Source organism: Nocardia sp. CA-135953, assembly GCF_050955735.1.
Classification (GTDB): domain Bacteria; phylum Actinomycetota; class Actinomycetes; order Mycobacteriales; family Mycobacteriaceae; genus Nocardia.
This window is the reverse complement of the sequence record NZ_CP192082.1, coordinates 931,061-957,151: the sequence shown is the minus strand read 5'-3', so window position 1 is coordinate 957,151 and position 26,091 is coordinate 931,061. Positions and strand designations below refer to the sequence as shown.

21 protein-coding genes are annotated in these 26,091 nt (G+C 65.5%); 8 read left to right on the top strand and 13 right to left on the bottom strand.

Features of this window, described 5'->3' with window-relative positions:
- Nucleotides 1-5 precede the first annotated feature (5 nt).
- A complete protein-coding gene (locus ACQPXH_RS04520) occupies nucleotides 6-737 on the top strand; it encodes a ZIP family metal transporter (RefSeq protein ID WP_433601087.1) in 732 nt (243 codons plus the stop codon).
- A gap of 117 nt (nucleotides 738-854) precedes the next feature.
- On the opposite strand, the gene metE is transcribed toward ACQPXH_RS04520, so the two are convergent.
- The 3 genes from metE to aceA form a co-directional block, all read right to left on the bottom strand.
- Nucleotides 855-3,161 (bottom strand): 5-methyltetrahydropteroyltriglutamate--homocysteine S-methyltransferase, encoded by a 2,307-nt coding sequence (gene metE, locus ACQPXH_RS04515; protein ID WP_433601086.1) that lies wholly within the window; start codon nucleotides 3,159-3,161, stop codon nucleotides 855-857.
- 331 nt (nucleotides 3,162-3,492) lie between these two features.
- Nucleotides 3,493-4,362 carry a 3-hydroxybutyryl-CoA dehydrogenase gene (locus tag ACQPXH_RS04510; RefSeq protein WP_433601085.1) on the bottom strand — a complete coding sequence of 290 codons (870 nt, stop codon included), beginning with the start codon at nucleotides 4,360-4,362 and terminating at the stop codon, nucleotides 3,493-3,495.
- Between the two features lie 376 nt (nucleotides 4,363-4,738).
- Nucleotides 4,739-6,028, bottom strand: coding sequence for an isocitrate lyase (gene aceA, locus ACQPXH_RS04505; RefSeq protein WP_433601084.1), 1,290 nt, complete (start codon nucleotides 6,026-6,028; stop codon nucleotides 4,739-4,741).
- A gap of 434 nt (nucleotides 6,029-6,462) precedes the next feature.
- On the opposite strand from aceA, the gene ACQPXH_RS04500 reads away from it, so the two are divergent.
- Nucleotides 6,463-7,584, top strand: a complete 1,122-nt coding sequence (locus tag ACQPXH_RS04500; RefSeq protein ID WP_433601083.1) for an alpha/beta hydrolase — start codon at nucleotides 6,463-6,465, stop codon at nucleotides 7,582-7,584.
- A gap of 28 nt (nucleotides 7,585-7,612) precedes the next feature.
- Here the strand turns inward: ACQPXH_RS04500 and puuE are convergent, their stop codons facing one another.
- From puuE to ACQPXH_RS04470, 6 genes are all read right to left on the bottom strand, one after another.
- The gene (puuE, locus tag ACQPXH_RS04495; RefSeq protein WP_433601082.1) at nucleotides 7,613-8,512 is read right to left on the bottom strand and encodes an allantoinase PuuE; all 900 of its coding nucleotides are present in this window, start codon (nucleotides 8,510-8,512) and stop codon (nucleotides 7,613-7,615) included.
- 5 nt (nucleotides 8,513-8,517) lie between these two features.
- On the bottom strand, nucleotides 8,518-9,504 hold the full coding sequence (gene alc, locus ACQPXH_RS04490; protein ID WP_433601081.1) for an allantoicase: 987 nt from the start codon (nucleotides 9,502-9,504) through the stop codon (nucleotides 8,518-8,520).
- Nucleotides 9,501-10,688: a DUF6986 family protein gene (locus ACQPXH_RS04485; protein WP_433603301.1), complete on the bottom strand. Its 1,188-nt coding sequence runs from the start codon at nucleotides 10,686-10,688 to the stop codon at nucleotides 9,501-9,503. The genes alc and ACQPXH_RS04485 overlap by 4 nt, the downstream gene beginning before the upstream one ends.
- 346 nt (nucleotides 10,689-11,034) lie before the next feature.
- Complete coding sequence (locus ACQPXH_RS04480; protein WP_433601080.1) at nucleotides 11,035-13,935, bottom strand: molybdopterin-dependent oxidoreductase; 2,901 nt, start codon at nucleotides 13,933-13,935, stop codon at nucleotides 11,035-11,037.
- Nucleotides 13,932-14,789, bottom strand: coding sequence for an FAD binding domain-containing protein (locus ACQPXH_RS04475; protein WP_433601079.1), 858 nt, complete (start codon nucleotides 14,787-14,789; stop codon nucleotides 13,932-13,934). Before ACQPXH_RS04475 ends, ACQPXH_RS04480 begins: the two co-directional genes overlap by 4 nt.
- 519 nt (nucleotides 14,790-15,308) lie before the next feature.
- A complete protein-coding gene (locus ACQPXH_RS04470; protein ID WP_433601078.1) occupies nucleotides 15,309-15,698 on the bottom strand; it encodes a hypothetical protein in 390 nt (129 codons plus the stop codon).
- 490 nt (nucleotides 15,699-16,188) lie between these two features.
- Here ACQPXH_RS04470 and ACQPXH_RS04465 point away from each other — a divergent pair, with 490 nt between their 5' ends.
- Nucleotides 16,189-17,766: a DUF222 domain-containing protein gene (locus ACQPXH_RS04465; protein ID WP_433601077.1), complete on the top strand. Its 1,578-nt coding sequence runs from the start codon at nucleotides 16,189-16,191 to the stop codon at nucleotides 17,764-17,766.
- A 285-nt stretch (nucleotides 17,767-18,051) separates the two neighbouring features.
- Here ACQPXH_RS04465 and ACQPXH_RS04460 read toward each other — a convergent pair whose 3' ends face one another.
- The 3 genes from ACQPXH_RS04460 to ACQPXH_RS04450 form a co-directional block, all read right to left on the bottom strand.
- Nucleotides 18,052-18,264 (bottom strand): DUF397 domain-containing protein, encoded by a 213-nt coding sequence (locus ACQPXH_RS04460; RefSeq protein ID WP_433601076.1) that lies wholly within the window; start codon nucleotides 18,262-18,264, stop codon nucleotides 18,052-18,054.
- Between the two features lie 132 nt (nucleotides 18,265-18,396).
- Nucleotides 18,397-18,603 (bottom strand): DUF397 domain-containing protein, encoded by a 207-nt coding sequence (locus ACQPXH_RS04455; protein WP_433603300.1) that lies wholly within the window; start codon nucleotides 18,601-18,603, stop codon nucleotides 18,397-18,399.
- Nucleotides 18,600-19,415: a helix-turn-helix domain-containing protein gene (locus tag ACQPXH_RS04450; protein ID WP_433601075.1), complete on the bottom strand. Its 816-nt coding sequence runs from the start codon at nucleotides 19,413-19,415 to the stop codon at nucleotides 18,600-18,602. The genes ACQPXH_RS04455 and ACQPXH_RS04450 overlap by 4 nt, the downstream gene beginning before the upstream one ends.
- Before the next feature lie 594 nt (nucleotides 19,416-20,009).
- Here ACQPXH_RS04450 and ACQPXH_RS04445 point away from each other — a divergent pair.
- The 5 genes from ACQPXH_RS04445 to ACQPXH_RS04425 all read left to right on the top strand — a co-directional run bounded on the left by ACQPXH_RS04445 (nucleotide 20,010) and on the right by ACQPXH_RS04425 (nucleotide 23,155).
- Nucleotides 20,010-20,357, top strand: coding sequence for a hypothetical protein (locus ACQPXH_RS04445; RefSeq protein WP_433601074.1), 348 nt, complete (start codon nucleotides 20,010-20,012; stop codon nucleotides 20,355-20,357).
- Entirely contained in the window at nucleotides 20,354-20,608 is a 255-nt protein-coding gene (locus ACQPXH_RS04440; protein WP_433601073.1) for a hypothetical protein, read from the top strand. The genes ACQPXH_RS04445 and ACQPXH_RS04440 overlap by 4 nt, the downstream gene beginning before the upstream one ends.
- Nucleotides 20,609-20,814: 206 nt before the next feature.
- Nucleotides 20,815-20,997 (top strand): hypothetical protein, encoded by a 183-nt coding sequence (locus ACQPXH_RS04435; RefSeq protein ID WP_433601072.1) that lies wholly within the window; start codon nucleotides 20,815-20,817, stop codon nucleotides 20,995-20,997.
- Between the two features lie 66 nt (nucleotides 20,998-21,063).
- Complete coding sequence (locus tag ACQPXH_RS04430; protein ID WP_433601071.1) at nucleotides 21,064-21,930, top strand: 2OG-Fe dioxygenase family protein; 867 nt, start codon at nucleotides 21,064-21,066, stop codon at nucleotides 21,928-21,930.
- Nucleotides 21,923-23,155, top strand: coding sequence for a M20 family metallopeptidase (locus tag ACQPXH_RS04425; protein ID WP_433601070.1), 1,233 nt, complete (start codon nucleotides 21,923-21,925; stop codon nucleotides 23,153-23,155). Before ACQPXH_RS04430 ends, ACQPXH_RS04425 begins: the two co-directional genes overlap by 8 nt.
- A 6-nt stretch (nucleotides 23,156-23,161) precedes the next feature.
- On the opposite strand, the gene ACQPXH_RS04420 is transcribed toward ACQPXH_RS04425, so the two are convergent.
- A complete protein-coding gene (locus ACQPXH_RS04420) occupies nucleotides 23,162-26,050 on the bottom strand; it encodes a tetratricopeptide repeat protein (protein ID WP_433601069.1) in 2,889 nt (962 codons plus the stop codon).
- Nucleotides 26,051-26,091 lie beyond the last annotated feature (41 nt).

The following is a 26,091-nucleotide window of genomic DNA, read 5'->3' as shown; positions in this document are numbered from 1 at the left end:
GATCGATGGCGATTCTGCTTGCGCTGGTATCGATGTGCTCGACGCTGATCGGCGGGCTGGTGGCGGTGCGGATCGGCGACCGCAAACATCTGGTGCTGGGGCTGGCGGCGGGCGTCATGTTGGGTGTGGTGTTCTTCGACCTGCTGCCGGAGGCATTGGAGCAGTCGGGGGACAGCGTGCTCGGTGTCCCGGCGGCACTCATCGCGACAGTGGCCGGCTTTCTCACCATCCACGTCATCGAGCGCGCCGTCGCCATCCACACCGGCCATGAAGGTGAATTCGGTTCACACAAGCACGGTTTCGAATCCGTCGGATTGGTCGCGGCGGCCGGGCTGATCTTCCACAGCACCCTCGACGGTCTCGGCATCGGATTGGGTTTCCAAGCCGGAGCGACCGTTGGCATCGCGGTCGCCATCGCCGTCATCTGTCACGACTTCGCCGACGGCTTCAACACTTTCACCATCACCACGCTGTACGGCTCCGCCCACAGACGCGCATTGACCCTGCTCGCCCTGGATGCCGTCGCCCCGGTGATCGGTGCGGTAATCGGCACCCTCGTCCGGGTGCCCGCCGGAACCATCGGCCTCTACCTCGGCTACTTCGCCGGTTTCCTGCTCTACCTGGCCACCGCCGACATCCTCCCCGAGGCCCACGCCGAACACCCGTCCCGCCTGACCCTCGCCTGCACCGTCACCGGCGCGACATTCATGCTCGTCGTGGCTGTGCTCAGCGACTGACCAAACTCCGGCAGCACCTCTTGGGCCACCCAGGCCATGGCGTCGGCGAATGCGGGACCAGGTACCGGCGGCCAGATCTCGCCTCGATGAATGGCCGATTCCAGAGCATTCGCGGTATTACTCCGTCGGCATTGCCCGCCGACGAACGCGGCGCGCGGCCGCGACCATATTGCGCAGCGAGGGCTCCAGCTGCCAGTAGTGCCGGGTCTTGAGTCCACCGTCCGGATTCGCCCAGAGGCGTTCGGAACTGATGGCTTCGGCTGCGGCGGTGAGCAATTCGTCGAGCTCATCGATATCCGGGATCCGCGCCGAACGGCTCTCGTAAACACCGGGACCGACGCCGTGAGTCAGGCCGTGCCCCGATGCGGAGTCCTCCTCGAGCGCCTTCAATACCCATTCGATCGAGCGGGTCGCCACGATCGCGGTGACATCGGCATCGAGTTCCTCGATCGCGTCGACCACCTCGGTGCGACCGGAATAGCCGATATGCGTGTGGATCTGGGTCTCCGGCTTGACGCCGGAGGTGGCCAGGCGGAATGCCCCGACCGCCCACCGCAGATATTCGGCGCGCCCCTGCGGACGCATGGGTAGCAACTCGCGAATGGCGGGCTCGTCGACCTGGATGATCGAGATCCCGGCCCGTTCCAGATCCACGACCTCATCGCGAATGGCCAGCGCGACCTGATCAGCGGTCTCGAACAGCGGCTGATCCTGGCGCACGAACGAACGCGCGATCATGGTGACCGGACCGGTGACCATGCCCTTGACCGGCTTATCGGTCAGCGACTGGGCATAGCTGATCCACTCGACCGACATCGGCGCGGGCCGCGAAACGTCACCGTAGATGATCGGCGGTCGCACACAACGGGATCCGTACACCTGGACCCAGCCGAAGTGGGTGGTCGCAAATCCGTCGAGCAGCTCGGCGAAGTACTGGATCATGTCGTTGCGCTCGTGCTCACCGTGCACGAGCACATCGAGGCCGATGTCCTCCTGCAGGCGGATCGTGGCCTCGATCTCGGCCTCGATCTTCTTGCGGTATTCGTCGTAGGACAGTTTGCCCTGGCCGAGGTCGTAGCGGGCCTGGCGAATCCTGTTCGTCTGTGGGAAGGAACCCAGCGTGGTCGCGGGCACCGGCGGCAGATTCAGCTTGCGCTGCTGGGCTGCGCGGCGCACCTCGTACGGTTCGCGCGAGCGCATATCGGGAGTGATCGCGTAAACCCGTTGCCGCACGGCGTGTTTCTGCTTGAAGTGCACCTCGGTCGGCCGCTTGCGCCACTTGTCCGAGGGCCCCTCGGTGAGCGCCTTGGCGAGCGAAACCACCTCGCCGACCTTCTGCTGCGCGAACGCGAGACGGTCGGCGACATTGCCCTCGATCTCGTATTCGGCGAGCACGTCATAGGGCACGTGCAGCAGTGTCGTGCCGGTGGACACCACGAGATCGGGACACACTTCGGCTAGCTCATTGAGGTATTCCAGCGTCACGTAGCGGTCCGCGCGCCACACATTGAGACCGCTGATCACGCCCGCGTACAGGCGCTTGCGCCGAATGCCGGGAATCTCCGCGAGCTCTTCCGGCTGAATCCGGTAGGAGGCCAGATCCAATCCGATGGCCTCGACATTGGTTTCGGCCAGAATGCGCAGTGCCTCGCCGAAATCGCCGTACTGCCCGGTGACCAGCAGGCGCGGCCGCAGCGCCGAGGTCGAAAGTCGTTGGTAGGCACGCTCGAACGCGGCCAGCTCTGCCGGAGTGCGCTCACTGGTGAAGCACGGCTCGTCGAGCTGCACACAGGTGGACCCGCGCTTGGCGAGGATCTCGAACAGCTCCTCGTACACCGGCAGCAGCTTGTCCAACAAGCTGAGGGTGTCGAAACCGCCTCCCTCACCGGGGATATGGCCCGCCTTGGACAGCAGCAGCAGCGAGACCGGACCCACCACCACCGGACGCAGCTCGATATCACCGGCCTTGGCGCGATCCCATTCGTCGAGCAAAGCCTCGGGATGCAGCGAGAATTCGGTGTTCTCGTCGAGTTCGGGCTGACGGTAGTGGTAATTCGTACCGAAGAACCGCACCAGCTCCAGCGGCGGCAGATCCGGACGACCGCGCGCCATCAGGAAGTAGAAGTCGAGCGGGTGCAGCTCGTCCTGGTAGGGCTTGAACCGCGCGGGCACCGCACCGAAAAGCAGCGCATTGTCGAGAATGTGGTCGTAGAAGGAGAAGGTATTGCCGGGCACCTGGGTCAGACCAGTGGCGGCCAGCCCGTTGTACTGCCGCTCCTGGATATCGCGCCCGACCGCGAGCAGCTCGTCGCGGGAGACCCCACCACGCCAATAGCCCTCGAGGGCCCGCTTGAGTTCCCGGTGCGGCCCGATCCTCGGGTAGCCGAGAATGCTCGACCCGTAACCGTCCTGAACGTTGACCATGAGCGGGTACTCCCTTGCTGTGTCGAATTTGCCGCGCCTTCGGCGCGGCGGGGTTCGCGGCCCCCTGGGGTCTCGCGTCCGAGCCGTCGAGACTGGCGACTTCGTCGCATCGCTTCGACGGCTCGGACGCGAGACGGGCCGCGAACGGGTCGCTCGTAAGACTCGCTCCGTGGTGCTTGCGAGGGGTGCACAACGGTGGCCGGCACCTACGACAGAACTTCTTGAACAGACTATTCCGCTGATCGCGTCTGCTCTGTCTGATTTGCTACGTCTGATAGCTCGCGGCCGAGTGGTGCCACCACCGCGGTGTCAGACCAGAAGCGACGCGGTATCAGACCTTGTACTGGTAGAAGCCCGCGCCGGTCTTCTTGCCGAGCAGACCCGCCTCGACCATGCGCATCAGCAGCGGCGGCGCCGAGTACAGCGGCTCCTTGAACTCCTGGTACATGGAGTCGGCGATGGACTTCACGGTGTCGAGGCCGACCAAGTCGGTGAGCGCAAGCGGACCCATCGGGTGGGCACAGCCGAGCACCATCGCCTTGTCGACGTCGTCCTTGGTGGCGAAGCCGGATTCGACCATCCGGATGGCCGAGAGCAGGTACGGCACCAGCAGCGCGTTCACCACGAAGCCGGAGCGGTCGGCTGAGCGCACGACCTGCTTGCCGAGCACATCGCCGGCGAAGGCCTCGGCGCGCGCGGACACCGCCTCGCTGGTCTTGAGCGTGGTGACCAGCTCGACCAGCGGCAGCACCGGGACCGGGTTGAAGAAGTGCAGGCCGACCACGCGCTCCGGGTTGGCGGTGGCGACGGCGATCTTCATGATCGGGATGGAAGAGGTGTTGGAGGCCAGTACGGCGTCCGGATCGGTGACCACCTTGTCGAGTTCGGCGAAGATGGCGGTCTTGACCTTCTCGTCCTCGAGCACCGCCTCGACCACCAGCTGGCGGTCGGCGAAGTCGCCGAGGTCGGAGGTGAACCGCAGCCGCCATGCGGCCTGTTCGCGCTCGCGCTCGGTGATCTTGCCGCTGCTGACGCCGCGGTCGAGCGAGCGCAGGATGCGGGCGCGACCTGCGGCGGCTAGCTCCCGGGTCTGTTCGTAGACGAGCACGTCGATATGTGCCCGCGCACACACCTCCGCGATGCCGGCACCCATCTGGCCGGCACCGATAATGCCGACGCGCTGAATCTTCTCGCTGCTCACGTCCCGCTCCTGCTGTTTTTGTCTGGCTGTCGGGTGGCTGATTGGAAGGGTGCTCCGATAAGAGCCGACCTTCGATGGTCCAAGGTATAGGGATGCCCTCCTGGCTGGGGCTGTTCAGCCAGGAGGGCGGTACACCCCTACTGGAGTAGAGGATTAGCGGTATTCACGTCGGGAACCTCATTCCCTGAAGCGAGCTACCCGGTTCAAGCTCCGAAACTGCCTTAGCGACAACCACGGAGGGAGTCTTACGACCGACCGTTCGCGGGCGGCTCACTTCCGAGTACTCGAAGCGCATGCGCCGAAGGCGCGAGTCCCGAGTGCTCGGAAGCGAACCTTGGGGGCCGCGAACACGCGGCGCGGGGAGCGCCGCCATGTATCAGTGAAACTGTCCCTCTTCGGTGGAACCCTTCAGGGCCGCCGTCGAGGTGTTCGGGTCCACGGTGGTGGCGATGGTGTCGAAGTAGCCGGCACCGACCTCACGCTGGTGCTTGATGGCGGTGAAGCCACGCTCGGCGGCGGCCTTGAACTCGCGCTCCTGCAGGTCGACGAAGGCGGTCATGCCCTCGCGGGCGTAGCCGTAGGCCAGATCGAACATGCCGTAGTTGAGCGAGTGGAAGCCGGCCAGGGTGATGAACTGGAACTTGAAGCCCATCGCACCGAGCTCACGCTGGAACTTCGCGATGGTCGCGTCGTCGAGGTGCGCCTTCCAGTTGAAGGACGGCGAGCAGTTGTAGGCCAGCAGCTGGTCCGGGAACTCACCGCGGACGGCCTCGGCGAACTTGCGCGCGACCTCGAGGTCCGGCACGCCGGTCTCCATCCAGATCAGGTCGGCGTAGGGGGCGTAGGCCTTGGCACGCGCGATGCAGGGCTCGATGCCGTTCTTCACACCGAAGAAGCCCTCGGCGGTGCGGGAGCCGTCCAGGAACTCACGGTCGCGCTCGTCCACGTCCGAGGTGATCAGGGTGGCGGCCTCGGCGTCGGTGCGGGCGATGATCACCGAAGGCACGTCGGCGACGTCGGCGGCCAGACGCGCGGAGGTCAGGGTGCGGATGTGCTGCTGGGTCGGGATCAGCACCTTGCCGCCCAGGTGGCCACACTTCTTCTCGGAGGCCAGCTGGTCCTCCCAGTGCACACCGGCGGCGCCGGCGGCGATCATGGCCTTCTGCAGTTCGTAGGCGTTCAGCGCGCCACCGAAGCCGGCCTCGGCGTCGGCGACGATCGGGGCCAGCCAGTTCTGAACCGAGGTGTCGCCCTCGACCTTGGCGATCTCGTCGGCGCGCAGCAGCGCGTTGTTGATGCGGCGGACCACGGACGGAACCGAGTTGGCCGGGTACAGCGACTGGTCCGGGTAGGTGTGGCCGGACAGGTTCGCGTCACCGGCGACCTGCCAACCGGACAGGTAGATGGCCTTCAGGCCGGCGCGGACCTGCTGGACCGCCTGGTTACCGGTGAGCGCACCGAGGGAGTTGATGTAGTCCTCGTTGTTGACGAGATCCCAGAGGATCTCCGAGCCACGACGGGCGAGGGTGGCCTCTTCGACGACGGTGCCCTGCAGCTTCGACACCTGCTCGGCGGTGTAGTTGCGGGTGACGCCCTTCCAGCGCGGGTTGGTGTCCCAATCCTGCTGGATCTCCGCAGCGGTCTTCGGGGTGCCGGCGTTCGACATCTCTGACTCCACTTCTTTGGGTTTTCGTGCCCCACGGTCGAGCATCACTCGAACTGCTGTGGCGGCAATTTGCAGGCTTGCTAGGCCCATGGGGTGTACTTCCACACGATGGCATACCAGGAAATAGCCGTCTACCTGTTGCAAGTGTGAATCCGAGCTAGGTTTCCACTAGCCTTTGCTAACCTTGCGAAATTTGCCTGCGAATTGCACGAGCGGAAACTACCTGCCGGTAGCGCTGACATGCGGTTTTAGCGTAACGCTCGTACTGTTTGAGATGGCCCGATGGGCTGCCATCCCATGCGCCCGGCATTCGGGGTTGTGAGCACCTTCACAAGCGTCCGTGTGGCGTCCGACACCTCGAAATGGGCGCCGATGGTTCGATTGGCAGACCGCGTTCATCGCGGACAGATGTTCCGCGTCCGAGAGGAGCCGTTATGCGGAAACTGTGCTTCGCCGTTGCCGTCGTATGTGGTCTAGGCCTGCAACAGCCTGCGGCGAGCGCCGATCCGGGCGCGGTGGAATCCGTCGCACCGCTGGCCGCGGTGGCGACACCGCCCGGTTCGGCGAATTCCAGCCGCATCCTGTACGAGACGACCACCGCGAATGATGTGCCGACGGTGGCAAGCGCCGCGGTCTACTTCCCGCCCGGGGACGCACCCGAGGGTGGTTGGCCGGTGATCGCGTGGGCACACGGCACGGTCGGACTCGGCGACGACTGCGCCTACAGCATCGCCGGGCCGAGCGCGGTCGCGCGGGACTGGGCGTATCTGGAGACGTGGTTGCGGCAGGGCTATGCCATCGTGACGGCCGATTACGCCGGGCTCGGCACGCCGGGCGAACATCCGTATCTCAACGGCCTCGTGGTCGCCCACAATGTCGTCGATGCGGTGCGGGCCGCCACCAGGCAGTACTCGTCGCTGGCGAAGAAGTGGGTGGTTGTCGGTCAGTCGCAGGGCGCCGGTGCTGCCGTCTACACGGCGCGCTACGCCTCCGAATTCGGCGGACCCGAACTCGACTACCGCGGCGCGGTCGGCACCGGCACACCGGCGTATATCCAGGACATTCTGTTGCCGCTCGGTCCGCATGTGCCGCCGGTGAAATTGTCGCCGCACTCGTCGGCGTACCTGCTCTACATCCTCAACGGCCTGCGCACGACCTATCCGGCGTTGAATATCGATTCGTATCTGACCGAGTCCGGCCGCGACTGGCTCGCCCGCGCCCGCGAGGCCTGCATCACCCCGCTCAGCGATGCGCTCGCGGCCGACGGCGTGGTGATCGGTAACCTGTTCGCACGTCCGCTGCTCGAGATCCCGGACCTGCACGGACGGCTGACCGCATACCTCGGCCTGCCCGAATCCGGTTACGACAGGCCGCTGTTCCTGGGGCAAGGGCTGCGCGACACCGATGTGGTGACGCCGGAGACATTGCGGTACGCCGCGGTGCTCGAGGCGAATCGGCAGCCGGTCACGCTGCACACGTATCCGGAGGATCACAGCGGGACCGTCAATGCGTCGCTGCCGGATTCGCTGCCGTTCGTGCGGAATCTGTTCGGCTGAGCTCACCCACCACGCCAGCTGCCGTCCCCTAGACCGCCGGATGCACCCGACGCCAGTGCTCGGCGATATCGATGCGGCGCGCGATCCACACATCGGCATGCGACTGGACGTGATCGAGGAAGCGTTCCAGCGCGGCGAGGCGGGCCGGGCGACCGACCAGACGGCAGTGCAAACCGATCGACAGCATCTTCGGACTGCCCTCCGCACCTTCGCGATAGAGCACATCGAAGGCGTCGCGGAGGTGGGCGAAGAATTGTTCGCCGCTGGGGAAACCCGCGGGTGAAGCGAAGCGCATGTCGTTGGTGTCGAGGGTGTACGGGACGACCAGATGGTTGCGGCCGTGCACGGTGACCCAGTACGGGAGATCGTCGGCGTAGGAGTCGGAGTCGTAGACGAAACCGCCGTGTTCTACCACCAGTTCCCTGGTGTGCGGGGAATCGCGGCCGGTGTACCAGCCGAGCGGGGCCGCGCCGGTGAGTTCGGTGAGGATGCGCACGGCCTCTGCCATATGTTCGCGCTCGGTGTCACGGTCGGTGAGCTGGTAGGACTGCCAGCGCAAGCCGTGGCTGGCGATTTCGTGGCCGAGTTCCCGAAAGGCGGCCACCGCCTCCGGATTTCGCTGCATGGCACGGGCGACGGCGAAGATGGTCAGCGGCAGGTCGCGGCGTTCGAAGGCGCGCAGCACCCGCCACAGTCCGGCGCGGGAGCCGTATTCGTAAAGCGATTCCATGCTCATGTGACGGTTCGGAAAGGCTTGCGCGGGAGTCATTTCCGAGAGAAACGTCTCCGAATGCGGATCGCCGTCGAGCACATTGTGCTCCGCGCCCTCTTCGTAATTGAGGACGAACTGGATCGCGATCTTCGCGCCATCGGGCCACTGCGGATCCGGCGGCGTCGCACCGTAGCCGACGAAATCTCGTTCGCCCATGCCGCTCAACCCCCCAGTTCGCCGTAGAGGCGCAGTCGCGCGAGTCCGCCGTCGGGGTAGATGTCCAGGCGGACCTCCTCGACCGATGCCGCCATCGGCACGACCGCGAAGCGATGCCTGGTGTCGGGCAGCAGTTCGGTGCGCGGGAGCAATTCGAGTTCGGTGCCGTCGGTGGTGCGCCCGGTGAGCCGGGCCGAACCAGGGCTATTGCCGAGGAAGTACGAGGTATCGATCTCGGCGAGGCGGATGAGGCCGGGGCCGGCCAGCCGGATGTGCACCCAGTCGTTGCTGTCGTCGCGGCGGCGGGCGGTTTCCCAACCGTCGCCCATTTTGCGTGCCAGGCCGGGGTAGAGCAGCTGGTTCGGCGAACTGTAGAAACGGTTGGAGCAGTCGAGGACCAGGGCGCCGTTCTCCAGCGCGGCCAGGTCCAGCGGGCCGAGACCGAGCAGCTCCGGATCGGGCCTGCCCGCGCCGTGTACGCGCAGCCGGGCGACGCCGCCGTCGGGGTGCATGGTGAGTTTCACATGGGTCCAACGGTTTTCGTTCTCGATCGCGAACGGATTGCGGCTGTCGCCGGTTACCGGGGCGCGGTCGATCAGCGCCACCCAATCGTCGCGCTCGGCGATGGTTTCCGCGGGCGGATAACCGTCGATCTCGAGTGCGGAAACCGAAACCGCGGGCGGATAGTTGCCCTTGAACCAGGCGGTGTCCACCACGATGCCGCGGATCACCCCGGGCACGCCCAAGCGCACAATGGCCGAGTCGTCGCCGGGGCGGCCGCGGTGCCTGCGGGTTTCCCAGCCGTCATAGATCTGACCTTTGTGTCCGAAGGTCGACGGTCGGTATTCCGACGGACCCGGATTGATCAAATTCTCCTTCTCCGCGAAGAATTCGTCATCGGCCCAGATGACCGATCCGCCGAGCGTCCGCACCGCGAGATCCGGCAGCAGCGTGAAATCCGCGTTCAATGGGCCTCCTGCGTCGTCGTTCACAGCGTCTCCTGCGGAATCGGCTCGCGCGCAACGAGCGCCCGCAGCACCTCGGGAGTCAGTTCCGGCGCGAGCGCACGCAGTTCATCGACGGTGCGCGCGCCGCAGTTCACACCGCGTAAAACGGTGGCCGCCAAGGCTTCCGCGGTAGCGGGCTCGTCCATGACGCCGCCGGAGCGCCGGTCGAGGTAGGCGACCAGACGGGGAACCGCGACGTCGATGGCGCGGCGGAAGAATTCGTAGGTGGCCAGCCAGCGGGTGATCAAGTGGCCCGGATGCATATCCCAGCCCTGGTAGTAACCGAGACGCAGCGCCCGGCCGACGAGCCGATGATGGTTGCGCAGTGCCGATTCCGGATCGCGGTCCGGCACGATCTGGGTGGAGCCGTCACAGATCCACACCCCGGTTTGGGCGGCGGCCACCTGCATGACCGACTTCGCGTAGTCCGCAGCCGGATGGTCGAGCGCCTGATCGGGCGCGGCGATACCGCACGCGGCAGTGTAGTCATAGGTGCCGAAATGCAAAGCACTGCAACGGCCTTCGGACATGCTGAGCATCTTGGCGATCGGGGCGCTGCCGTCGGCGGCGATAATCGCCTGCGGGCTCTCGATCTGCAGTTCGAATCGCAGGGTGCCCGCAGCGAGTCCGGAGCCGCGCTCGAGTCCGTCACACAGGGCGACCAATGCCGAAGCCTGTTCCGCCGCACGAATCTTCGGGACCGTGAAGACGAAACCCGCGGGCACACCGCCCGCGGCGGCCAAGACCAACTCGAGGGTGCGCAGGGCGCGAAGGCGTTCGGTGCCCGCCAGACCCTTCATCCGAATGCCGAGACTGGTCGGGCCACCAGGTTGCTTCGCCCACTCGGCGAGTGCCGTCCCCGCGTTGGTGGCGGCCTCGTCCTCCTCGGCGTCCGCACGGAAGCCGTAACCGTCTTCGAAGTCGATACGCAGATCCTGGATCGGCCGCTGCTCGAGTCGGCTGCGCACGGCGGGCAGCGTGTCGGTGCCGTCGATTCCGGTGAGCAGGTCGTGATGGCGATCGAGCAGCTCGATCGCGGCCGCACCCCACTCGGCGGGGGTCGCGGCAGTGGCCCGGTCGGCCGGGACATAGGCGGTGTGGATCGGCTGGACCCGGCCGTCGGGGCCCGGGTACCGGGTCCGCAACTCGGCGTCGACCGCGTCGAGCATCGCGTCGATGCGAGCGCGGACATTCTCAGGTAGCTGTGTTGGTTTCGCGCCGCTCCCCGGCCCTGCGTGGTCACGCACGCTGCCTCCTCCGGGCCTGACGCTCACGGCGCTGTGTTGGTTTTGCGCCGCTCCCCGGCCCTGCGTGGTTACCCACGCTGCCTCCTCCGGGCCTGACGCTCACGGCGCTGTGTTGGTTTTGCGCCGCTCCCCGGCCCTGCGTGGTTACCCACGCTCTGCCTCCTCCGGGCCCGACGCTCACGTCGCTGAGTTGGATTCGCGTCGCTCCCCTCCCTGCGTGGTCACGCACGCTGCCTCCTCCGGGCCAGACGCTCACGGCGCTGGGTACTCACCCATGGTCTCCTTCCTGAAGGGCGCGCCAGATCCGGTCCGCTGTCATCGGCAAACCGGTCTGTCGTACCCCGACAGCATCGCGGATGGCGTTCGCCAGGGCGGGGGCAACCGGGTTGTACGGGGATTCGCTCATCGACTTGGCGCCCAGTGGGCCCAGGTCATCGGCGGTTTCGGCGAAGTAGACCTCGGTGTGCGGCAGATCGGCGAACTGCGGGATGTGATAGTGCCGCAGCGTCCGCGTGGTTACCTCGCCTTGCGCGGAGCGCATGTCCTCGTAGAGCGCGGTGCCGATGGCCTGCGCGACACCGCCGACCACCTGACCGCGGCACTGCATCGGGTTGAGCACCGTGCCCGCGTCGGCGGCTTGGACCGATTGCAGGATGCGCACCAACCCGGTGTCGGGCTGCACGGCGACCCGGAATGCCTGCACATTGAAGCTCACCGAGCGCGGGCTGCCCGCGTGTTCGCCGTGTCCGGACAACTCGCCGTCGGCCAGGAGTTCGGTGGCGTCGATCAGCCGATCGCCGCAGCGGACGCCATCGGCCACCAGGACGCATTCCGCTTCGGCACGACCGGTCAGTTTGGCGGCCCGGACCAGGATGTGCTCACGCAGCGCCACGGCCGCGGCGTAGGAGGCCTTGCCGGCGACGGTGATGCCGGTGGATCCGAAGGCGCCGGTGTCGTAGCCGACGACGTCGGTGTCCGACTGGCGGATCACGATGCGGCGCACGTCGGTGTTCAGTGCCGTTGCCGCGAGTTGGGCGTGCACTGTTGTGGTGCCATTGCCGAATTCGACTGTGCCGACACGGAGTTCGTAGCGTCCGCCGGGCAGCAGGGTGACAGTCGCCTCGGAGCGGTGGCCGCGCGGCGGGATGGTCGCGATCATGGCCAGCGCCATACCGGTGCCCACCCGCCAGTCCGGACCTGGGGGGCGAATCCCGTTGCCGCGCAATAAGGCTCGTTCGGCAAGGTCGAGACATTGATCGAGGCCGTAGCTGCCGAAGTCCAGATCGCTGTCGCTGACCTCCGCGCCGACGAATGCGTCGCCGGGGACGATGACATTGCGGCGGCGGAGTTCGAATGGGTCGATATCGAGTGCGCGCGCCAGTTCATCCAATGCCGACTCGACGCCGAAGATGATCTGTCCGAGACCGTAGCCGCGGAATGCCCCCGAGGGGACGTTGTTGGTGTAGACGGTCTTGGCCTCGACGCGCTTATCGGCGCAGCGGTAGACCTCGATGGATTCGCCGACGCCGTGGAACAGCACGCCCACACTGTGATTGCCGTAGGCCCCGGCATCGGCGAGCACGTCGATCGACAGTGCGGTCAGTATGCCGTCGGCATTCGCGCCCGCGGTGACCGCGACTCGCATCGGATGACGGCAAGTGGCGCTGGTGAATTCGTCGGAGCGGGTGAATTCGTATTGCACGGGTCGACGGGTTCGCAGCACCGCCAGTGCTATCAGATCTTCGGCCAGCATTTCCTGTTTGGCGCCGAATCCGCCGCCGACGCGCTTGGCGAATACCCGCACCCGGTCACGCGGTAGCCCGAATATCTGGCACAGTTCGTCGCGCACCAGGAACGGGACCTGCGTGCTGCAGCGGACGACCAGCCTGCCATCGGCGTCCAACCAGCCGATACCGCCGTGGGTTTCCAGATGAACGTGCTGGCCGCGCGGCGAATGCCAGACACCACTGACCACCTGCGCCGCCGCGGCGAGGCCCGCCTGAACGTCGCCTACCTCGCCCTCGATCTCGGCGATCAGGTTGCGTTCGGGATCGGCGATGCGAGCCGAATCCGGCTTATCACCATGCAGTTTCGGCGCTTCCGGCAGCAATGCCTCGGCCGGATCGAATACCGCGGGCAGGATTTCGTACTCGACCTGTATCGCTCGGCAACCTGCGCGAGCGATATCCAGGCTCTCCGCCACTACGGCGGCGACCCGCTGTCCGACGAATCGCACCGTGCGATCCAGCACGTAGGTGTCATCGGGGTCGTCGACTCGAAGTTCGTGGCGCGCTGTGGAAAAGGCGATATCAGGAGCGTCGGCGTACGTGAGCACCGCATGCACGCCTGGCAGGTTCTCGGCGGTGGAAGTGTCGATGGATACGATGCGCGCGTGCGGGTGTGGGCTCGGTAAGACGGCGATATGCAGCGGGCTCGTCGGCGGCGCTGTTGCGGCATCCACATCAGTGGCCGCATCCCGCGGGCGGACATCGAAGGTGAACGGCTCGGTGCCGGTGACGACTCGCGGTCCGGCGGGCGCACCGACCTCGGTGCCCGCGTGTCCATAGGCGGAATGGCCCGGACGGATCTCCGCTGCGGCGTTGATCCCTGTGCCACCTTCAGAACTGTGGACAGGGTCCTTCGCCTGGTCAGGCCCAACAGTCGCACCAATGCCCGGAGCGCTAGTCCCCATGCTCAGGCAACCAGTCGTATGACCGCCGCCCGTGTCAGGAGGCGTACCCAGCGCATCGGAGATCGTACGATATCCGGTGCAGCGGCAGAGGTTTCCCTTCATGAGCTCCGGTAGCGCATCGGGATCCGGGGCGTTCGGGCCACCGCAGCCGAGCCCTGCGGCGGTGACCACCATGCCCGCGGTGCAGAAGCCGCACTGGAAAGCGCCGGAGTCGACGAAACGTTGCTGGACCGGGTGCGGTTCTTCGGGAGTGCCGAGGCCGGAGGCGGTGGTTATGGTGCGGTCGGCAACACGGTAGGCGGGAATGATGCACGAGTGCACGGGGATTCCGTCGAGTTGCACGGTGCACGCACCGCAATCGCCCGCATCGCAACCTTTCTTCACCGCGAAATGGCCGTTTTCGCGCAGTAAGGTTCGCAGGCATTGGCCCGGACGCGGTTCGGCCTCTACCGACTGACCGTCGACCTCGAATCTCATTGCTCATCACCGACTTCGGTGCGCAGCTCGGCCGCAACCGCACCGGCAAGCACCCCGGCGACATGGCGACGCCAGTCCGGCGCTCCGTGCGGATCGTCGAACCAGAGCGTCGGGTCGATGGCCGCTACCGCACCCCGGACCTCGGCAGCGCCGGGCGTCCCATCGAAATCCAGCACTATCGGCCGGGTGGTCGCCGCGGTTATGGTCAGCGCGCAGCGGCCGTCCACCTCGCGGCGGCCCATCACAACCGCACCGGAACGGCCGAGCGGAGCAAGCGCGATCTTCCGAAACGCAGTGCGCGCGTGCAGACTTCGAATCGGAACGTCAATCGATCGCAACACTTCGCCCGAGGTGAGGACATTACGTCCCGGCCCGAGCACGAACTCCCGCAAGGGAATCCGCCGATCGGAACCATCCGGTGACCACACCAGCGCGTCGGCGTCCAACGCCACCAACGCCCCCAGTACCGCCCCGGCGGGCAACGACAGGCACACATTCCCGCCCACCGTCGCCGTCCGCCATATCTTGTGCGATGCCAGCAACGCCCGACACGACTGCGCGAACAACGCCGTTCCCGGCCAGTCCGCCCGCATCTCTTCCACCCCCAACTCCCGCCCTGCCCCGGCCCCCGACAACTCCGCCAACGTGCAGGTGGCCGCGATCTCCAGCCCCTCGCGCGTCTCGGTCAACGCAGGCCACCCGAGCGCGCTGATATCGACGAGCCGATCCAATTCCTCCTGCGGCTCGGAGAACAAGAACGTCCCCCCGGCGAGCACCCCACAACTCCCGCCCACAACAGCCAGGTCAGCCCGCTCCCGCGCCACAATCACATCCCGAATCGTGTCCAGATCCACGCCACACCTCGCTCCACTACCGCTGCCGCCACAGTAGAAGCCGTGGGTTGCCGCGATGTTGCGCGACAACCGCCGCAGGTTGCGCGGTCGTTACTCGCCGAATCGAGCACCGACGCCCGCTGAACCGCGCAGTCCGAGACATCTCTGTTCCAGTATTCAGCAATACTGTCTGATCAGGCCATTTACCTTGATCCGTGACAACCTGCCGGACCGTCGAGCGCGGCTCAGTGCGCGCAGGACTGCCAATCGGACATGGCGGACCACCGCCGAGTTGCGACAACAGGTGAGCCGGAAGCGATTCGCCTTGGCGAACGCCGTGCGAGGGTCATGCGGACAGGGTGTACGCCTACATCACCAGGGGCGAGTTCAGTCCGTGCCTGGAGCGAATCAAGGCCGCGATACAGGAGTTGAGAGCCTGGCGTGATAGCAGTCTCCAGCGTGGTACTGGCTGTAATACTGACGGCCTCAGCTATTAAGCGAGCAAGACCCGAAAGCGCTGGCGGAAGGAACGTCGTGCGTTCACTCGGGGCTGCCGGTATGCCTCGCTCGTATCGCGGCCCGCTCGGCTTCGCGACGGGCGGCATGTCGCTCCCTGGTCGCTTGCGTGCGTTGGGGTTGCAGTTCTGGTGGGGGCATACGCCGGACGCGCTGCGGTCCCTCAACGTCGCTCAGGTCGATCGTTCGGACGAAATTCACGAGCATGAAGACGGGCAGGATGAACGCAGCCCAGAACATTCGGTACGTTCCGCCGTGGAGCCCGAACGCGAGGTATCCGGCGTAGCCGAAGAACACCGCGCCGGCCAATCCGTTGAATACGCGGTGGCGCATCGGCAGCTCGTGGGCGATAAGGGCAAGCGTGACCAGCACGATGCCGCTGATCGCGAGCAGGACCACGTATGAAGCGAACATGAAACCCCGAAAATGCCAGTGCAGTACTGTGATTCGTGCTGCCGCGAGTGATAGTAGCAGCCGTCCCTGCCAGTCCGGCAGCGCGAATCGGGGCCATGCGAATTGGTGTGACGACAGGTTCTAGTCCGGGCGGACCGGTCGGGATTTCAGGCGATAGTTGTCATTGATTACAGGATCGACATCCTTTGGTCAGCCGATGAGGAAGCATACGGTCCTCGCTTTCGCGGCTGCTGGGTACACGCTGCGCATCCGGGAGCCGGACTGGCATCAACCACCGCCGCTTTATTCGCCAGGGCACAGTGCCCATGGTCGCCCGGCATGTGAACCGCGACCAACGACTACGCACGAAACCAAGAACCTCGTCCAACCGGCCAGCCTCCGGGATGGAACCGGCTGGTGACAGATAAAACCTGCAAGTGACAGCTAAAACCTGTCGTCACAACGGTTTCCAGGGGTGTTCCTGGCGATCTTTTCGCGATAGAATTCGAACATGCTTTCGAACAGCGAGGAACCCGAGGCGCGGGCAGTCGACCCGCTGCTCGCTGCGGTCTCCGAACTGCTCGAGCGACCGTTGGCCGGGTTGGCGGACAATGATGTGCTCGATCTGATGCGGGATGTGGAGCGATGCGCCCGCAAGCTCACCGCGCTGCAGCACCGGCTGCTGGTCGAGGCCGATGAACGCTCGATCCCCGCGCACACCGGGTCGAAGACACTGAAGCGGTTCCTGATGCAGACACTGCGGTTGTCGAGCGCCGATGCCGGAAGTCGGGTGCATGCGGCACAGTGGGTCGGCGCTTCCCGCGATATGGGCGGAGAACAGTTGCAGCCGCAGTTGCCCTGCACCGCAGGCGCTTTGGCGTGCGGTGAGATTTCCGCCGACCACGTGCGCGGTATCGCTCATGTGATGAACCGCGTGCCACGCGGGGCGTCCGCGGAAGATCGGGAGGCGGCCGAGCAGATCCTGGCCGAGTTCGCCCGGTCGGGGTCGCCGGACGATATCGGCAAGATCGGCGACCGAATCCTGGCCCATCTGGACCCCGACGGTCGACTCACCGATAACCACGATCGGGCTCGCATGCGCGGAATCACGGTGGGTCGGCAACGCCCGGACGGGATGTCACCGATCCGCGGGGAGATCGATCCGGTGCTGCGCGCATTGCTGGATCCGGTGTTGGCCAAGTACGCCCGCCCCGGCGTATGCAATCCCGAGGACCCCGACAGCCCCGCGTTCGACATCGATGCCGTGGATCCCACCGCGCTGGCCGATGCGGCGCGGCGCGATCACCGCAGCGCCGCGCAGCGCAACCACGATGCGCTCACCGCCGTGCTGCGGTCCGGGCTCATTGCCGAGGACCTGGGCCGCCACCGTGGCCTGCCGGTAACGACGATCCTGACGATGAAACTCGATGACCTGGAACAGATGTCAGGTGTAGCGACCACCGCCACCGGTGGAGTGGTGCCGATCCGGGACGCGCTCGCGCTGGCCGAGCGGTCGCAACCGTATCTGGCGGTATTCGATCATGCGGGGCTGCCGCTGCATCTCGGCCGGATGAAACGACTCGGGTCGAGGTCGCAACGACTGGCGCTGATCGCTGCCCTGCGTGGCTGCTCACGCCCGGGCTGCGACGCACCGGCCAGCCTCTGCGCGGTCCACCACATCCTGGACTACGGCAAGGGTGGACGTACCGACATCGGTAATCTGGTGCTGGCCTGCGACGCGTGTCATGCACTCGTTCACGATGGCCCCGGCGGCTGGAAAACCGTTGCCGAGGGCAGGGATTCGGCGTTTCCGGGCCGCACCGCCTGGATCGCGCCGGAGCACATCGACCCCACCGGCACCCCGACGATCAACCATCGCCATCACGCCAACGAACTGCTCGCCGCCGTGCTGACACGCATCCACACCCGCAACGAACGCGAACGCGAAGCCCGCAGACGCCGCGAACGCGAACAACACCGGCAATGGTTGCGATCTCGATCCCAGCCGGACACCGGCACCGCCGCGTCGCCCCCTCGGCGGATAGCAACAGCAGCCTGCCGGGGCACCCGTGTGCCTCAGCAGCGTTAGAGATGCTGTCGTCCGGTGAAACGTTTTCGGACGGCACAGCGCTGGCCCGGCGGCATCCCACATCCGATATCGCGAGATTGCGCACGGATGGGAGGAGAGGACAGGAGTTTGGCATGCCGCGGGCACCTGCTGGATCAACGACGGCTGCGGCACGTCGGCCGTTGATACCCTTTGCTCTCCCGCAACGTGCTTCGGCGATGGATCCAGTGGAACATGAAAGAGGCACGGCCCCAGTCCAATACGATTCGGACCGAAGCCGTCGCCCGTGATCGGATCAGGGAGTCGCTACGTGGTCTGCCGACCGAACTCACCGTCTTGCACGCCTGCCACAAAGGCATCCCACTCGGCCGGAGCGAAGACCAGCGCCGCACCGGCCGGGTTCTTCGAGTCGCGACCGCCGACGCCGCCATCGCTCAACCAGGCGACTTCTAGGCATTCCGAGCCAGCCTGGCTGTAGCTGCTCTTGAACCACGCAGCACCGGTTAGTTTCACGCCCACTGTTGATACTCCTTTGCTATCTTCCTCAGCAGCGCTCGACGGCGATGGTGTTCAGTGAAATCTGAAAGGGGAACGGCCCCAATTCAATACACGTCAGACCGAAGCCGTCGCCTGTGGTCGGTTCGGGGAGCCCTACACCTTCGGCCGAGTGAACTCACCGTCTTGCACGCCTGCCATAAAGGCATCCCACTCGGCCGGAGCGAAGACCAGCGCCGCACCGGTCGGGTTCTTGGAGTCGCGAACGCCGACGCCGCCCTCGCTCAACCAGGCGACTTCCACACATTCCGAGGCACCCTGACTGTAGCTACTCTTGAACCACGCAGCACCGGGAAGCTTCATGTCCACTGTTGAGACTCCTTTGCTAACTTCCTCACCGGCGCCCTGCTTTCCACGGGGTGGTTCAGCGCGGCATCATGCAAAGCCACCGACACCGCACAATAGCGTTCGACGTCAACCTGTTTCTGAAGGTAGACATTCGCGGTGACCAGGCCTTCGACGTAGACCACCGTCGGCTCTACCGGCCTGCCCTTGCTATCGGCTCCGAAATCCATAATCACGAACGGGCCGGGTAACAGCCCCATCGGCATCCCGGCGGCGAAGGGCAATATCCGCATCTCCACGTTCGGCCATGTGCTGGCTTCGGCCAGATGACGCAGTTGATCACTCATTACCTTCGGGTTACCGACAACACGCCGCAACGCGGATTCGTGCAGTACGACATCCAACGTGACCGGTTCGACCCTCCGCCTGATGATCGCCTGTCGTTTCATTCGGACTTCGATGGCGCGTTGGACATCGTTGTCGCTCTGATCATGGAAGAAGTTGCGAATCATCGTCCGTGCATAGTGGCCTGTTTGCAATAGCCCCGGAATAAGCTCCTGGTACGAAACCATGTGCCGCGCTGCACCTTCCAACTCGACGTAGTTGTCGAAGTTTCCAGGCAGCACATCGCTGTACTCCTCGTACCAATTCTCCACGGCCGCTTGCTCGGCCAGATGTTTCAGCGCAGCGATCTCTTCCGCACCGCGCTCGTAGATCTCACACAGATGTTGAACGATGCGGACTCGAATCTTGTCGGCCGTGCCCTTCTCCAGCCGGTGCAAGGTGGTCGTCCCGATCTCCACCAACCTCGCTGACTGCGCCATTGTCATCCCCACCGCTTCGCTGCTGGCGCAACATGCGCCCCAGCTGTCGCCGGGGCCTCAAGGGTGCTGTCTTCCTCGGCCATCTCTGGTTACCCCTCATTAGACGGAATGTCGGACAGCGGGGAGCGGAACCAGTTTGCCACGGTTCGCGGAAACGTCGCTGGCACAACGAAAAACCTCCGATGAATTTCCAAGTCTCCGTTGTGCCTGGTCAGAGTTGCTGATGTCGTTGTCTCTGCGCGGCACACGGTGATAGCAGGGAGCAAACCGCATCGTTCGCGAGACCCACCAACGGATGCTCGAGGGCGATGCGGGACTGCCGAGTGCCGCGCTTCAACCGACCGTCACACCAGTGAGGTTCACACCCATGTCCTGGACGACAACGACGAGGTCGGCTTTTCGGTGTCCGCCGACCGGCACGCGGACTACCGAAGCGCCGGCCACGAATGTCACAGCTATGACGAAACAGCGAGCGGCAGAACGAGATACACACCGACCAGACCGGCCGAAGGCTACCGAATTCGTGGGCGGTCATGTGTACGGACCGGCACCACTCGATACGGGCGCGACAGCCAGGGCACGCGGGGCGAGGACATGATCGTGACGCCACCGCAAGTGTGCGGGTGCGCCGATGTCGAGCTGGCGCACGAACTACTGCGCGCGCACCTCGCCTGCCGAGTCGCGCGCTGCGTGTGGAAGGCAGCGGCCTACTACACCCTGATCGATGCGGGTCGACTCGTTCCGCAGACGGCGACGCCGCGGGAGCGTGCCGCCGCGCGGGGAATCGCGTTCCCGCCGTCGGACAGTGAGCCACTCACCTGGAGCGGACCAACGATACAGACACTGCGCGAGGTCCTGGACAAGCTCTCCGAGCTGGTGCAACCGATCCCCCGCGCGGACATCACCCACGGCGGCTACAACCACCCCTCCGCTAGGGGGTGCGGATGAGCAAGCACCGCACAGAGGTCGACGGCTGGGTATCGGAATGGCGGATCGACCACCATTGCATTCGCGTCATATTGGTACACAACCAATCTGAACCCGCTCCACTTATTTCGGCCGGCTCGCCCACCACCGCGCCGGATCTGGCTCGGCTGCGTGAAAGATTCCCGGACCTGTCGCCACTGTGGGATGCGATACGCCACGAGTATTGGGCGGAATTCTTTATAACCCAGGAACATTCACAGGGCACGATATGACGGCTCCAACGAGAGCTGTCCTCGTCCGGGTACGCGGACAACTCTCGTCTCCTCGACACGCCCACGACCGCGGTATCCCGGCGCGTGTTCAGCCGGGACCTCCATTCGCCCAATAGATTCCGGCGAACAGCGCGCTGAAAGGACGCAGATTCTCACGCCGGGATGACAGGCAGAAATTCTGACAAACCCGCAACGAAAGGTACTCGGTGACTCACGATCCAGAATCCGTACGAGTACACCTGCTCACGGAGCGTGCAACACGGGCAGGCTACCAACTGATACGCGACCCCTGGCCGCCATACGCCTGGATCCTGCTGGACGCCGAGGACGGCGAACCGCTGCACTCGGCAGCGACGCTCGACCTCATCGAGCAATGGCTGATCCTGTGAGCGCCCACGAGACGCTCGTGTCCGGTGTCGGGCCGACGACACGGGTGTGATTGATCACCGCAATGCTTGATATGTCGGTACTTGGCACTAAGTTCGAGCCGCGCGGCTCAGCGCTTCGGTCGCCGTGGTCGTGTCATCTTTCGTATTGCTGACTACACCCTCAGTCGGAAGGTTCCGGCCATTAACCAGCACATGGTGCCCGAGGTCAACGCCGATCTCGACTCCTTCGCATCCCGCACCCCGAACGGGGCTGCCTTCTGGCGCCTCGCCGCCGCAGATTTCGGGCTGTCCGCCGACGAACGGTCGGTGCTGCAGCGCACGTTCCATGATTCGACCGAACTGGATAAATGGCTACCGTCCGGCAAGACCTATCGACAGCGGGCTTATGGCTGCTACGGGCTTTCGGTAGCCGATATGCATTTCACTCCCATCGACGAACCGCCGCCGTATATGCAGTCGGTCGACGTCAATCCGCTGGCCGGCGGCATCGAACGCAGGTTCGAGCAGATCGAGCCGCGGCATCCGGCGACCGAGCCGACCAGAAAGATCGCGGCCGTCGTCGCCCGCTCGCTGGTGGCGGCCGGTGTCCTGTCGGCGCGGCGCACCCCCGAGGTGCTCGTCGACGCCCACTACATGGCAATCACCGCACCGGGTGAGCCGGCGCCGGAGGGTAAGCACCGCGACGGGCTGATCGCCGGATCGGCACATTTGATCGAGCGCCGAAACCTGGCGAAGGACACCGGTATCTCGTCCATTTACGACGGCGCCGAACCGGAGGTCGAGCTGGCGTCATTCCAGCTGAGACGGCCGCTGGACTCCTACGTCTTCGACGATGAGCGTGTCCAGCACTTCACCGACGAGATCCGACGCAGGATCCCTTTCGTGCGGGCGTATCGAAATGTCCTGCTGCTCGGATTCAGAAGGTGTGACTGACTCGATCGAGAAGATGATCGGCGCCCTGGACCGACTGCTCCCGGAAGACGAGCTCGTGGCCATCGCCACCGAGCTGACCGCCGTCGCATCCTTCACCGGACAGGAGACGCCGTTGGCGGTCCAGGTCCAGAAAACCCTCGCCGACAACGCTATTCATACCTTCGGACAGGAGGCGCAGCCAGGTCGATTCCAGACGATCGGCCTGCTCGGCCCATTGCATGCAACACCAGCGCTCATGCTGAACGGACACCTGGATATGGATCCGCTGGGCCGCGATCACCCGGACAATCCGTTCACCGCGCGACGAATCGGCGACCAATTGTTCGGGGCCGGCCTGCACAATATGAAAAGCGGTCTCGCCGCCATGATCGGCGCGGCAATCGCCGTGCACCGCAGCGGAATCCAGCTCCGACAGGGTTTGCTCTTGGAGTTCGTGGTCGGCGAACTTCAGGGCGGGGTCGGCACGAAGCACGCACTGCGATCCGGGCTCACAGCGGCGGCGGCCGTGGTGCCCGAGCCATATTCGGTCCGTCGAGTCATCACCCGGACGGCGGGCGTCCACAAGTTCGCCTTGGTTGTTCGCGGCCGCAGTGCCCACACCAGCAGGCCGGACGAAGGTGTCGACGCCATTGCGGTGCTACGGCAGGTTCTCGACCTGCTCGACACAGCCGACATCGGACTGCGCAACCAAGACTTTCCACCACTGCCTCGCATGCAGGTCGCGAGCCTGCTGGCGGGACGTGGTGAGGGACATGATCTTTCGGGCATCTCCTACTGCGCCGACAAGGCGACCGCCCTCATAGATCTGCGCTACCCACCACCGTATGAGCCCGAGGATGTGCACGCGGCCATCGACACCGCACTCGACCGCCTCCGCCCGCGGTTTCCGATGGCCACGATCCACCTGGAACATCCGGTCGACCCGCAGTTCCGGGTCAGCGGGACGGATATGCCGCCGATGGACATGTCCCCCGAGTGCGCCGTCGTACGCGACATCGCCGAATTACTCCCCCTGGTCTCGGATTTCCACGTCGAGGAGACCGGGCTCGCGCTCCCGTATTCGTATTGCGGCAACGACACCACCCACCTCAGCCGGGCGGGCATCGAATGCTGTCTGTTCGGACCGCGCGGAACCACGCCGGACACCGAACATCACGTGCTGATCAGCGAGATGACCGCGTGCGCCCGCACACTCGCCGCGCTTGCGATCAGGCGCTGCGCATGACGCGGATCAGTCGCTGCGCATCCGAATTTCGGAGGTGATCTGTTCACCGTGCCGCACACCGGTTCTCGCGTAGAGTTCGAGTGCCTGGGACAGCAGTTGTTCGGCCAGCTCGGCCTGCCCGGTCTTGACCGCGACCGTGGCCAGGCCGCGCAGCGCATCGGCGCGCCCAAGCGGATCACCGATCCGTTCGGCGATCAACTGGGATTCCTCGTAATACCTTTGTGCGCCACGGTATTCGCCGAAGTGCCGCTCGATATGCCCGAGTCCGCGCAGCGTATCCACCTGGCTGAACCGATCGTCGATCTCGACCGCGATGTCGTATGCCTGCTGGAACATGCTGCGAGCCTTCTCGTAGTCGCCGGTCTTGCGCGCGATATTGCCGAGACCCCACAGCGTCCACCCCTCGCCGTACCTGTCGTGGATGCGCTGGGCGATCGCCATTGCGTCGTCGAAGTACTCGCGGGCCGTTTCCTGCTCCCCGACCAGCCTTTCGATATGACCGAGCCCCCGTAGCGCGTCGCCCGCCAACCTCCGGTGGTTCATCTGCTGCGCGATGCGCAAAGCCTCGCGGTAGAGATGCTTCGCCTCGGCCTGTTCGCCAAGTCGCCGGATGACCTCGGCCAGACCCCATTGCGCGGTGGCCACCCGGATGGGGTCGCCGATATCGCCCGCGATGGCGAGCGCCTCCTCCGAGTAGCTGCGACCGGTCCGATAGTCCGAAGCCACCCAGGCCACATGCGCCAGCCCTTGTAGGGCGTCGCATTCGGTCGGCTGATTGGCGATAGACCTGGCCATTTTCAGCGCCTGTCCGAAGTAATCCCGTGCCTCCGCGTGATCGCCGGTGCTCCTTGCGGTTTGGCCGAGCTCACAGAGGATGGCAGCCTCGGTATTCTGATCCGCCAATTCCAGTGCGATGGCCCTGGCCTGCTCGAACGCCGCCCCCGCCGCCGCATGGTGGCCCATGAGGCGGTCGACGCGGCCGCGGCCGACCAGGGCCCAGGATTCGGCGCGGCGGTCATGGACTCGGCCCGCGATGTCGAGAGCGCGGCCGAAGAGGCGATGGGCCAGGGACCAGTGACCGGTGCCGGACAGGTGCGAGGCCAGGCGACGGGCCAATTCGGCTGCGTCTCTTGTCGGTTCGGCTGCCTGTACACAGCCCTGCAGCATTTCGCGTTCGCGAGTCAGCCATTCGCGCGCTCGGATCGCGTCATCGGAGGGGTTCCAGAGGTGTTCGCTGCCTGCGGGATCGAAGATCTGGTGGATGCTCGCCTGACGTGCGACGGCGAGGCTTTCGCCGACGAGGCGATCGATGACGGCGGCGTGTTCGGCGGGTGAGTCCTCGCGTTCGGCGTGCATACGGGCACACCATCGGGTGAGGTCGTGCATTCGGTAGCGGTGACCACCGCGACCACCGGAAGACGGGTCGAGGAACCCGGCCTCGAATAGCCTGCGCACCATCATCATTCCGTCACCGAGCGGTACCGAGGCCATCGTCGCCATGGCCTCGGCGGTGATCTCGGGACCCGGAAACCAGCCCAGAAGTCGAACCGCCCGTTGATGTTTCGGATCTTGTAGGCGCTCATAGGACATCTCGAAGGCGGCACGCAGCGACTCGTCTTCCGCGGCGAACTGATCGAAGAGATGTTCGGCGGCCGAGTCGGTCGCGCGACGATCCACCGACGCCTCCTTGATCCGCGCAGTCAAACTGGCGATTTCGGCCGCGCTGTCGGCGAGCATCTCCTCGCCGTGGTGAGCGATCTGGCCGCCGATCAGCCTGATGGCCAATGGAAGTCGGCCCGCCGTCTCCAGGATCAGGCGTACCGCGCGCTTGTCGTAGCCGGTGCGCAGATTGCCCAGTTTGACGAGCAGTTCCTCGGCCTCCTCCCACCCCATGACCTCCAACCGAAGCGGTGCGGCACCGGCCAGGCCGGTGAGGTTGCTGCGGCTGGTGATCAGGACGAAACAGCCGGGGGCCTGTGGCAGTAGGTCTTTCACCTGCGCGGTGTCCAGGACATTGTCGAAGACGATGAGCATGCGGCGATCGCTCATCGTGGTGCGCCAGCGGTTCGCCCGCCCGGCCAGGTCCATTTCGATGGTTTCGCGGGCGACCCCGACCTGCAGCAGGAGCTGCTCGAGTACGTCGATGGTTTCGCGCGGATCGCGGCCGAGGGTGTAGCCGTGCAGGTCGACCCAGATCGTGCCGTCCGGGTAATGCCGGCCGAAGGCAGCGACGGCGTAGCGCGCCAACGCGGTCTTGCCGATGCCGGTCAGCCCGACGATCACATGTACCGCGACCGCGCCGCTGCGCAGGTGTTCGGTTACGCGGTCACGCAATTGGGTCTTCGGGCCGTCGCGGCCGGTGAAGTGCGGGACCTCGGCGGGCAGGTCACCACCGGCGGGCACCGGCACTCGGCCGACGGCACGCCGGGCCACCGCCTCGTGGTACTCCAGCCGTTCGTGTTCGGGCATATGCGCCAGGTCGGCGACATCGACGAGTTGGTCCCAGGTGGTGCCGTAGATGGTGGCGAGATTCTTCAGGACGCGGACCGTCGGCCGTACACCGGACGGACGCTCCGGTTCATCATCGAGAACGACACCGTCACGACTGAACGGCCACGCCTCGTATTCGGAGATCCGGCTGGCCTTCATGGCCGCGGTGGCGCTGTCGGTGAGCTCGTTGTAGCGCTCGGCGACCACGCCCTGGGTCAATTCGTTGGCGTAGCGCCAGGCGGCGCGCGGTCGGTACCCGCGCTGACGCAGTTCGGCGGCAAGGGGTTCCAGCAATTGCTGATCGGTCAATCCGAGATCGGCGAGGCGCTCGCGCAGGCGTCGGCGATCCTCGGCACTGACATTGCCTCCGGGACGTCGGCGGGCCTGGCGACCTGCTCGATCCATCGCGCCACCCTCCCCGCATCCGATGCGCCCGGCCGACGGTG

What these genes read in the sequence shown, in the direction of transcription:
- ACQPXH_RS04470 (WP_433601078.1), bottom strand. Translation starts at nt 15,698, where the DNA reads ATGTTCGCTTCATACGTGGTCCTGCTCGCGATCAGCGGCATCGTGCTG.
- ACQPXH_RS04420 (WP_433601069.1), bottom strand. Translation starts at nt 26,050, where the DNA reads ATGGATCGAGCAGGTCGCCAGGCCCGCCGACGTCCCGGAGGCAATGTC.
- ACQPXH_RS04520 (WP_433601087.1), top strand. Translation starts at nt 6, where the DNA reads ATGGCGATTCTGCTTGCGCTGGTATCGATGTGCTCGACGCTGATCGGC.
- ACQPXH_RS04485 (WP_433603301.1), bottom strand. Translation starts at nt 10,688, where the DNA reads ATGCTCGACGCGGTCGACGCCGAGTTGCGGACCCGGTACCCGGGCCCC.
- ACQPXH_RS04480 (WP_433601080.1), bottom strand. Translation starts at nt 13,935, where the DNA reads ATGAGATTCGAGGTCGACGGTCAGTCGGTAGAGGCCGAACCGCGTCCG.
- puuE (WP_433601082.1), bottom strand. Translation starts at nt 8,512, where the DNA reads ATGGGCGAACGAGATTTCGTCGGCTACGGTGCGACGCCGCCGGATCCG.
- ACQPXH_RS04465 (WP_433601077.1), top strand. Translation starts at nt 16,189, where the DNA reads ATGCTTTCGAACAGCGAGGAACCCGAGGCGCGGGCAGTCGACCCGCTG.
- ACQPXH_RS04450 (WP_433601075.1), bottom strand. Translation starts at nt 19,415, where the DNA reads ATGACAATGGCGCAGTCAGCGAGGTTGGTGGAGATCGGGACGACCACC.
- metE (WP_433601086.1), bottom strand. Translation starts at nt 3,161, where the DNA reads ATGGTCAACGTTCAGGACGGTTACGGGTCGAGCATTCTCGGCTACCCG.
- aceA (WP_433601084.1), bottom strand. Translation starts at nt 6,028, where the DNA reads ATGTCGAACGCCGGCACCCCGAAGACCGCTGCGGAGATCCAGCAGGAT.
- ACQPXH_RS04440 (WP_433601073.1), top strand. Translation starts at nt 20,354, where the DNA reads ATGAGCAAGCACCGCACAGAGGTCGACGGCTGGGTATCGGAATGGCGG.
- ACQPXH_RS04500 (WP_433601083.1), top strand. Translation starts at nt 6,463, where the DNA reads ATGCGGAAACTGTGCTTCGCCGTTGCCGTCGTATGTGGTCTAGGCCTG.
- ACQPXH_RS04455 (WP_433603300.1), bottom strand. Translation starts at nt 18,603, where the DNA reads ATGAAGCTTCCCGGTGCTGCGTGGTTCAAGAGTAGCTACAGTCAGGGT.